Annotated in this window: 11 protein-coding genes, 1 pseudogene and 1 riboswitch; of the genes and pseudogenes, 6 read left to right on the plus strand and 6 right to left on the minus strand. The window is 61.7% G+C overall.

The window, feature by feature from the left end; genetic code table 11:
• The first annotated feature begins 99 nt into the window (after positions 1-99).
• Positions 100-396, plus strand: coding sequence for a DUF6399 domain-containing protein (locus E4Q08_RS24950; protein WP_211203408.1), 297 nt, complete (start codon positions 100-102; stop codon positions 394-396).
• 5 nt (positions 397-401) lie between these two features.
• Here the strand turns inward: E4Q08_RS24950 and E4Q08_RS16255 are convergent.
• Positions 402-569, minus strand: a pseudogene (locus E4Q08_RS16255) (MFS transporter); the annotation flags it as partial.
• 37 nt (positions 570-606) lie between these two features.
• Positions 607-1,854: an MFS transporter gene (locus E4Q08_RS16260; protein ID WP_034910503.1), complete on the minus strand. Its 1,248-nt coding sequence runs from the start codon at positions 1,852-1,854 to the stop codon at positions 607-609.
• Between the two features lie 321 nt (positions 1,855-2,175).
• Between E4Q08_RS16260 and rocF the strand changes: the two genes are divergently transcribed.
• The 3 genes from rocF to E4Q08_RS16275 all read left to right on the plus strand — a co-directional run bounded on the left by rocF (position 2,176) and on the right by E4Q08_RS16275 (position 4,934).
• Positions 2,176-3,099, plus strand: coding sequence for an arginase (gene rocF / locus E4Q08_RS16265; RefSeq protein ID WP_034910502.1), 924 nt, complete (start codon positions 2,176-2,178; stop codon positions 3,097-3,099).
• 130 nt (positions 3,100-3,229) lie between these two features.
• The gene (locus tag E4Q08_RS16270; RefSeq protein WP_169071151.1) at positions 3,230-4,450 is read left to right on the plus strand and encodes an MFS transporter; all 1,221 of its coding nucleotides are present in this window, start codon (positions 3,230-3,232) and stop codon (positions 4,448-4,450) included.
• 46 nt (positions 4,451-4,496) lie between these two features.
• Positions 4,497-4,934, plus strand: coding sequence for a PaaI family thioesterase (locus E4Q08_RS16275; RefSeq protein WP_169071152.1), 438 nt, complete (start codon positions 4,497-4,499; stop codon positions 4,932-4,934).
• Between the two features lie 130 nt (positions 4,935-5,064).
• Here E4Q08_RS16275 and cobC read toward each other — a convergent pair whose 3' ends face one another.
• Together cobC and E4Q08_RS16285 are read right to left on the minus strand one after the other, a co-directional pair.
• Positions 5,065-5,649: an alpha-ribazole phosphatase family protein gene (gene cobC / locus E4Q08_RS16280; RefSeq protein ID WP_169071153.1), complete on the minus strand. Its 585-nt coding sequence runs from the start codon at positions 5,647-5,649 to the stop codon at positions 5,065-5,067.
• Complete coding sequence (locus E4Q08_RS16285; protein ID WP_169071154.1) at positions 5,634-6,386, minus strand: adenosylcobinamide-GDP ribazoletransferase; 753 nt, start codon at positions 6,384-6,386, stop codon at positions 5,634-5,636. Before E4Q08_RS16285 ends, cobC begins: the two co-directional genes overlap by 16 nt.
• A 178-nt stretch (positions 6,387-6,564) precedes the next feature.
• Here E4Q08_RS16285 and E4Q08_RS16290 point away from each other — a divergent pair, with 178 nt between their 5' ends.
• Positions 6,565-7,218 carry an MT-A70 family methyltransferase gene (locus tag E4Q08_RS16290; protein WP_034913037.1) on the plus strand — a complete coding sequence of 218 codons (654 nt, stop codon included), beginning with the start codon at positions 6,565-6,567 and terminating at the stop codon, positions 7,216-7,218.
• 309 nt (positions 7,219-7,527) lie between these two features.
• On the opposite strand, the gene E4Q08_RS16295 is transcribed toward E4Q08_RS16290, so the two are convergent.
• Entirely contained in the window at positions 7,528-7,860 is a 333-nt protein-coding gene (locus E4Q08_RS16295; RefSeq protein WP_169071155.1) for a cell division protein ZapA, read from the minus strand.
• Between the two features lie 13 nt (positions 7,861-7,873).
• The gene (locus E4Q08_RS16300; RefSeq protein ID WP_034909251.1) at positions 7,874-8,074 is read right to left on the minus strand and encodes a hypothetical protein; all 201 of its coding nucleotides are present in this window, start codon (positions 8,072-8,074) and stop codon (positions 7,874-7,876) included.
• 153 nt (positions 8,075-8,227) lie between these two features.
• A riboswitch (cobalamin riboswitch) is annotated at positions 8,228-8,448 on the plus strand.
• A 125-nt stretch (positions 8,449-8,573) separates the two neighbouring features.
• Here E4Q08_RS16300 and E4Q08_RS16305 point away from each other — a divergent pair.
• On the plus strand, positions 8,574-8,723 hold the full coding sequence (locus E4Q08_RS16305; protein ID WP_169071156.1) for a hypothetical protein: 150 nt from the start codon (positions 8,574-8,576) through the stop codon (positions 8,721-8,723).
• Positions 8,724-8,747 lie beyond the last annotated feature (24 nt).

Consider the following 8,747-nt stretch of genomic DNA (forward strand, 5'->3'; position numbering starts at 1 on the left):
GGCGTTGGCAGCGAGCATTAGAGGCCTGGAAAGCAGACCCGTTCCATTCGGGATTCTCCGAGAGTGAGTTGCAGCGCTGGCTAGAATGGGGGGGAATGGATGGTGCGACAGTTCCATCGCAGCTCCTCCGCCGTCGAAGGGCGCAATGGCCGCTTGTCCCAGTTGTATCATAACGGGCGAGGTCTGACGAAATGCCGCCTGGCTGCGCTAACGGTTATCCACAACTATGGGGTGAGACGTAGTGACGGCACTATCGCAGCCGAACGTCTGTTTAGCACCTCTTTCCCTGATCTTTTCGATTGGCTGCTCAACCAGATGGGGGAACTTCCCTTACCGAGGAAGTCCCGCCACCGGGTTGTGCATAACCCATTGAAGTTAGAGATTGTCCCGGCTTAAGTGGGAAGCCCCCAGACCGCAAAGCCACAGAGCAGTGCCGGCACCGAAATCCAGAGGTTGCGGTAGGCGATCTTCTTGCCGGTGCTCTCCCAGAAGGTATCGTCCTCGGGTCGCCAGTCGATGACGTCAGCCGAACTCGTGCGCACGGGCGCGGCAGGGTTGGTGCTTTGCATAAGGGCTCCGATGTAAAGAGGTGTGGCGTGTGCAGTCTTACGGGGCTGGGATGCTGCTGGCGCCCATCAGGCGAGTGCCGCGCACCTCGGTGTAGTACATCCAGATCAGCGAAACCCAGACCACGCCGTACATCAACATGAATGCACTGGAGCGAATGCCGGTCAGGTCCATCAGCGCGCCGAACATGATCGGCAGCACGAAGCCACCGAGGCCACCGGCCAGTCCGACGATGCCGGAAATGACGCCGATGTTGGTGGGGTACTCATCGGAGATGTACTTGAACACCGACGCTTTGCCGAAGGCCCAGGCGATGCCCAGAACGAACACCAGTGCGGTAAAGAGGTAGACGTTCAGCCCGATGTGAAACGACCTGGGGCCGTTGACCGTCATGATCGTGAAGTCTGTTTGCGGGTAACTCAGCAGGAACAGGCAGATCCAGCTCAGCCACAATACCCACCAGGTCACGGCATGTGCTCCGAGACGATCAGAAAACCAGCCGCCGACGGCGCGCAGCACGCCACCGGGCAGCGAAAAACAGGCCGCCAGCAAGGCCGCGGTCTGGATGCTCAAGCCGAATTCGCCGACGTAGTACTGGACCATCCACAGGCTCATCGCGACGTAACCGCCAAAAACGATCGAATAGTACTGGCAGAGCTTCCAGACCTTGGGATCCTTGAGCGCCAGCAATTGCTCACGCCAGGTGATCTTCGAATCGACCAGATGCGCCGGATCGGAATGACTCAGAGACCAGAAGAGGAGAGCCGTGCCGAGCATGATTCCCGCATAGACCTGGGGAACGGCTGTCCAGCCAAAGGCAATGATCAGCGCCGGGGCGACGAATTTGTTGACCGCGGCACCCGAATTGCCGGCACCGTAGATGCCCATGGCAAACCCCTGCCGTTCCCTGCTGAACCAGCGCGCCACATACGGCGTCCCGACCGAGAAGGAGCCGCCAGCCATGCCCACGAACAAGCCTAATACCAGGAAGTGCCAGTACTCTGTCGCGTAGGAGATCAGGAAGATCGGCACGACACACAGCATCATCAGGGCGAACAGCACGATGCGACCACCGAATTTGTCGGTCCACATGCCCAGGGGAACGCGAATCAGCGAGCCGGTCAGTACCGGGGTCGCCGTCAGCAAGCCGAACTCGGTGGCGTTGAGGCCGAGCGTGGTTTTGATCGGGATGCCGATCACGCCAAACATCATCCACACCATGAAACACACGGTAAATGCCAGCGTGCTGACGATCAGCACCGCCAGCCCTTGACTCTGCTTGTTCATGAAACCCGTCCCTAGCTGTAGATCAATAGGTCGAGATTACGGCAGGAGCCACATCGGCAGACATGATATGGATCAAGATTCGGCAATCTCACCGCCCCGGCCAATGCTCCTGAAAGGCCGCAATGCGACGGCGCTGCTCGCGCTCTCCTGGCTCGGTGCCCACTGCAGTGAGGTGGCTACACAGCGCATCACCGGCGACCCGGCCGGCCACAGATGTCCTGGCTGCGCCGTCGGGTTCGAACCGGGTCATCGCTCTGCCGGAGGTGATGACGCTGGCAGTATAATCCGGCCATCCAATATGAACAGAGTTCAGCCACTTCGATGACCACACCGTTAGTGAGCATCATCGGCGTTCCTACCGACGTGGGTGCTGGAAGGTGTGGTGCCAGAATGGGGCCGGAGGCGTTGCGGGTCGCCGGCATTGTCAAGGCGATCGCCCGGTTTGGTGCCGAGGTCAGGGACTGTGGCAATCTGAGCGGCCCGAGCAATCCCGAACTGCCCGCGATCAACGGTTTCCGCCACATGCCTGAAGTCGTGGCGTGGAACCGTAGCCTGCACGCTGCGGTGCATGTGGAACTGGAGGAAGGGCGCTTGCCGATCATCCTGGGCGGAGACCACTGTCTTGCCATCGGTTCGATCAGCGCCATCGCGTGTCATTGCCGGAAGACGGGAAAGAAGCTCCAGATATTATGGTTCGACGCGCACGCCGATTTCAATACCGCCACGCTGACGCCCAGCGGCAACATCCATGGCATGCCGGTGGCTTGCCTGTGCGGTCATGGCCCTGCGGAATTGACCCGGATTGGCGGCACTGTACCGGCGATATTGCCACACCAGATTCGCCAGATCGGCATTCGCTGTGTCGACGCAGGGGAAAAGCGCTTCCTGGCCGAGATCGGCATCGAAGTCTTCGACATGCGCTACGTCGACGAAGTCGGAATGCGCGCAACCATGGAGCAGGCCCTGGCCGGGATCTGTCCGGAGACGCACCTGCATGTCAGCCTCGACCTTGATTTTCTGGATCCAGAGATCGCGCCCGGGGTGGGGACCACGGTGCGAGGTGGTCCGACGTATCGTGAGGCGCAGCTATGCATGGAAATGATCGCTGATACCGGACGGTTGTGCTCGCTCGATATCGTCGAACTCAACCCGGCGCTTGATCGGCGAAACATGACTGCGGAACTGGCGGTGGACCTGGTAGAGAGCCTGTTCGGAAAAAGTATACTGATGCGCATGCACCAGTAGTGATACTTCACAGGCACTGCTCAGATGCCCACGGAGGTCGGCAAGCTCTGCTTGCCGATGCAGTTTCCAAATATAGTTCGCTTGACCCAGAGCCGATAGTGCTCCGACCAATTTACCAGAGGCCACTGCCATGCTGCGCTCACTCAACCGTCCCGGCGTCATGACCATCACCCTGGCCGCGGCCGGCATCCTGATGGTGACGATGGGAACGCGACAGTCCTTCGGCCTGCTCATCTCGCCGATCAACCACACGAGCGGACTGGGAATTGCCACCATCAGCCTGGCGCTCGCCATTGGCCAATTCACCTGGGGCGCAATTCAGCCGGTGGCCGGCGCCCTGGCTGATCGCTTCGGTCCACGCGCCGTACTCATGGGCGGGATCGTCACGCTGGCGGCGGGTTGCGCGATCACACCATACGCCACTTCGGGGTTTGGCCTGGTGGTGTCGCTCGGCCTGCTGGCGGCGGTGGGTTCCGGTGCCGGGAGCTTTTCCGTGCTGATCGGCGCCGCTGCGCAGCGCCTGCCGCTGGAAGTGCGCGGCACGGCGTCGGGAGTGATCAATGCCGGCGGTTCCTTTGGGCAGTTCGTCTTTGCTCCGATCCTCCAGAAGGCGATCCAGGCGCTCGGCTGGATGGGTGCGATGTGGCTCCTGGCAGTGCTGACCCTGGCGGCGCTGCCACTGGTGCGGCGGGTCGCCGGCCCGCTGCCGGCCGCGCCAGCCCGTACTGTCGAACGCACCGACAAGGGTTTGTGGGCGGCCTTGCGCGAGGCCTTCGGCGACCGCAGCTACCTGCTGCTGCATGCCGGCTTTTTCACCTGCGGCTTCCACATCGCCTTTCTGGTCACCCACCTGCCTGGTGAGGTCAATCTGTGCGGGCTGCCTCCCGAGGTCGCCAGTTGGTCGCTGGCGATCATTGGCCTGGCCAACATCCTGGGCAGCCTCTACGCGGGTGCCTGCGTCTCCCGCTATCGCAGCAAGTACGTGCTGGCCATCATGTACGGCTCGCGCGCCGTGCTCGTCGCCGCTTACCTGATGGCGCCGCGCACGGCGCTGACTTTCTACGTCTTCGCTGCCGGTCTCGGTTTCACCTGGCTGGCAACCGTTCCTCCGACGGCGGCCATCGTCGGCAAGCTGTTCGGAGTTCGCTACCTGGCCACGCTGTTCGGTATGACCCTGCTTTCGCACCAGATCGGCGGCTTCCTCGGCGCCTGGCTGGGCGGACTGGTCATCGTCCGCTTCGGCGACTTCGGCTGGATGTGGTACGCCGACATGGCGCTGGCCGCCGCCGCTGCACTCATCAACCTGCCGATCCGCGAAGCACCTGTAAGCAGGGCTCTTGCGCCGGCCTGAGATGTGCTCCGAAAAACGTCCTCTTCACCACTCCGGATCGCCGACCATGAGCTTACTGCGCAGCAACATCACCATCGAACTCCTCAATCAGCAAGGCAGCGACTACCTGCCGGGCTACCTTGGCATCGTGATTCTGAAGCTGGAGCCGAATACGCTCAGCAGCCGGATGCCGATCCGGAAACTGCACGTCGCACCCAACGATTTCCTGCACGCAGCCAGCGTCGTCGCGCTGGCCGACACGAGCTGCGGTTATGCGACCATCGCGCACCTTCCGGAAGGAGCACAGTCCTTTACGACCATCGAGCTCAAGAGCAACCATCTCGGCACCGTCAGGGAAGGTAGTGTCGCCTGTACGGCGACTGCCCAACACCTCGGACGCAACACGCAGGTCTGGGATGCGGTGGTCACCGATGAGGCCAGCGGACGCAAGCTGGCTCTGTTCCGTTGCACGCAGATGATCCTCTGGCCCAAGGCCGAACGGTAGCTCCGACGACCTTGGCGTGCGCCACCGGCTGCTCGGGTTCCAGCATTCCGGTTCAGCGCGCTTTGTACTTCCTGCATCTTGCCAGTTGATGGAGTGTTTGACCTGCCTCGGGTACGGTATCGAAAGCGAGTCAACGGTTGCGGTAATGCAGAATGCCGGGCGCACACGGCTGGACTTGCTCTGCTCGCTGCAAATCCTTCCCGCTGGTATCGATTTCGAGCAGCGTGATGCTCCCGAAATCGAGATCCAGCCGGCTCCACTCGGCAATCGGCAACTGCAGCCAGTGACCGAGCAGGGCGCGGATGACACCGGCGTGGGTGACGAGGGCGACGCGGCTGCCACGCAGACTGTCGACGCAGTCAAGCACTCGCGCCTGCAGCATCGCCGCCGATTCGCCGCCCGGCGCGACGAAGTGCAGCAGATCAGCAGCCCAGGCGTCGAGCAGCTGGCGATCGATCTGCTCCCAGGCGACGCCTTCCCATTCGCCAAAGTCGATCTCCAGCAGGCGTTCATCGAACAGCGGTTGCGGATGCAAGGCCTCGGCCAGGCAGCGCGCACGCCGCAACGGGCTGGCAATGACCGGCGTCGCTGCGGGCAACAGCGCACGCAGACGCTCGGCGATCGGCTGCGGGTTCTCTGCTTCGACATCGAGTTGGCCGTAGCAGACACCGACGGCAAGCCGTGGTCGTGGGTGGCGGATCAGGAAAAGCTGCACAACAGCCCGCAGTAAAAGGCAAGTTCCGAGCATTGCTGGGTAGCGCCGAGGCAGTCGCCGGTATAGCCACCGATCTGCCGCCGGAACATGCGCGCCAGCCACAGCGTTGCCAGGGCGGCAGATACGCAGCCGAGCAGAGCCTCCAGCGGTGGCAGAAACAGCAGCGGCAGCACGGCGGTGAGCCCGGCAAAGCCGAGTTCGCCCCAGCCGATGCGGGTGGCCAGCGGCTTCGCTTTCCCCTCGTCGCGCACATAGTCGAGGCCGCGCAACAGCGTCGTCGCAGCGAAACGGGAAACGGTGTGGCCGGCCAGCAGGGCCAGGGGAATTGTCAGCCAGTCGAACTCGATCAAGGCGCAGAAGCGCGCGAGCAGCAGCATCACCAGCGCGATCGCGCCGAAGCTGCCGATTCGCGAGTCCTTCATGATGGTCAGGATCTGTGCCTTCTCCCAGCCGCCGCCGAAACCGTCGACCATGTCGCTCCAGCCGTCTTCGTGAAACGCCCCGGTCAGATAGAGCGAACTGGCCATTGCCGCCAGCACCGCCAGCGTCGTCGGCCAGACGAAAGAAGTCAGGATGAAAACCAGCGCGGCGATTGCGCCGATCAGCAGCCCCACTGCCGGAAAATACCGCGTCGATCGGTCGAGTGCCTCGCTGCTGTGCCCTACCCAGGCCGGAACCGGCAGGCGCGTGAAAAAGCGCAGCGCGCCGAAGAAGTATGCAAGCTCACGCCTGAGCATCTGCTGCCCTTCGCAAATTCCCCGATGGTATCCCGATATGCCGTTTCATGGCCATCGCCTGCTGTTTCCAGTACGGGTATCATCACGCACTGCGACGACCTGCAGGGTACTTTCAGTGTGACTGCCCGACCTGGGTGTGCAAAGTCCCCAAGCCCTTTCCCATTGAAGAAGGAAACCGATGACGAATCATTTTCCGGCGGCTGCCGACCTGCTGCAGCGCGTCGGGGAGCGGAAGTTTCGCACCGTTCTCGCCGATCCGCCATGGCAGTTTCAGAACCGGACCGGCAAGATGGCACCGGAGCACAAGCGCCTGAACCGCTACTCAACGATGACGCTGGACGACATTCTGGCGCTGCCCGTGGCCGAGATCGTCGAAAGCACCGCACACCTCTACCTGTGGGTGCCGAACGCCCTGCTGCCGGAAGGCCTGCGCGTCCTCGCCGCCTGGGGCTTCGCATACAAGAGCAACCTTGTGTGGCACAAGATCCGCGCGGATGGCGGCCCGGACGGGCGCGGCGTCGGTTTCTATTTTCGCAATACGACCGAGCTGATCCTGTTCGGCGTCCGGGGGAAGGACGCGCGCACGCTGGCCCCCGGCCGCCGCCAGGTCAACATCATCAAGAGCCGCAAGCGGGAACATTCCCGCAAGCCGGACGAAGCCTATGCGTTGATCGAGTCCTGCTCGCCCGGTCCCTTCCTGGAGATGTTTGCCCGCGGCTCGCGAGAGGGCTGGAGCACCTGGGGCAGCCAGGCTGACGAGTACGTTCCCGACTGGCCGACCTATGCCAATCACTCGCAGGCGGAAGCGGACTGCCTTCCCGCGAAGGGGTGATAGCGGCGCGTTGCATACTCGACGGTACCTCAGGAACCGACGTTTCGCCAGAAACGGGCACAAGCGGGACACAAAAAAGCGCGAAACCAGAGGTTCCGCGCTTTTGTCCCTGCGGATGCCATCAGGCCGGCATCCTGAACCTCGGTTCAGATAGGTCACTTCCCTTCCGCATCAGGCACGTCCGACAAGGGGCGCACACAACAGCGGTTTCTATGGTCTGCGACCAATGCCATTTAGCATTGGTTCAAGGAATCTATGACCTGACAACACCGCAGGGAACTCTCTTGGAGGCCGGAATGACAAACAACCCTAATCCGACTTCAGCACCAGATCAAGCTCTGCCTCCATGGCGAAGATTCTACCCCTAAGCGCGCTCATGTCCAGCTCTATTTCAGATTCAATTTTCTGATGCTGCTCCGGAAATTCCTGATTTCGGCCGAGGTGCTCGTGAGCGATGTTGAGCGCAGTCATGACGGCAATGCGCTCGGGAAGATTGCTCTTGGTTTTTCCGGCGATATCGCGCATTTTCCCGTCAACATAGTCTGCCGCCTGGAGTAGCGCAGCGTGTTGATCGCTTGGGCAGGCGACACGGTATTCCTTGCCAAGCAGGACGATGTCGAGATAATTGGCTTCGTTGGGCATCAGATCAGAGTTTTCAGGTCTTGGCTTCGGGCAGTTGCTGGGCAAGCTGTTCAAGCCGCGCGCAGGCAGCCGCCATACGTTCGGTGAGGCGTTCCTTGTCGGTTTCTACCGACGCGAGTTGCTCGCGCAGCACGTCATTCTCGGTTCGCAATGTGCGGCACAGTGCAACCACTTGAGCAATCTTGATTTCGAGCGCGTTGAGTTCATTCAGCATGGAGCAGACTATAGATTCAAAAAGCATGCTCGGTCAAGGCGTAAGGGCCGCTTCTGCACCTTGTTTGTGATGCGGCCGCTGTTTTCCGCTGCAATCGTCGATCGCCTGCCCTGCGGGCAGGCTATAATCCGTTTTTTTCGCTGACCTCGAACGGCGGAAGAGATCGTGCAAGGTGCCGCCACGCGGATTCGCCGCAGCGGTTAAACGGGAAACAGGTGGATTTCGCGCAACGCTCGATGCGCAACAGAATGCCTGTGCTGCCCCCGCAACGGTAAGCGAGTGTGGGCCTGTCGAAATGCCACTGGGCAAAAGCCTGGGAAGGCGGCAGGTCAAGACTCGCGAGCCCGGATACCGGCCTTCGCACACCACAGGACGGAAGTGTCGCGGGGAAGCGGACACGCAACGCTCGGCTCGCATGCCTGCCTTTCCCTCGTGCCCTTCCGCATTATTGGTCCGCCGACTTGCGGGGACGCTGGTCGGCAAGAGGGGGAATTTCATCATGCATCCCAATACACGGCGGGCAGCCGGTGCCGCCACTTTCACCGCAACTGTTGCCGCACTGGTCTCGACGGCCTTGCATGCCGCAGACACGCAACTCGACCCGATTGCGTCACGGCGACTCGACAAGCTACCCGAACCAATGAACTGACGAGTGATGTGTCGGTCATCACCC

Source organism: Candidatus Accumulibacter contiguus, assembly GCF_012940005.1.
GTDB lineage: Bacteria > Pseudomonadota > Gammaproteobacteria > Burkholderiales > Rhodocyclaceae > Accumulibacter > Accumulibacter contiguus.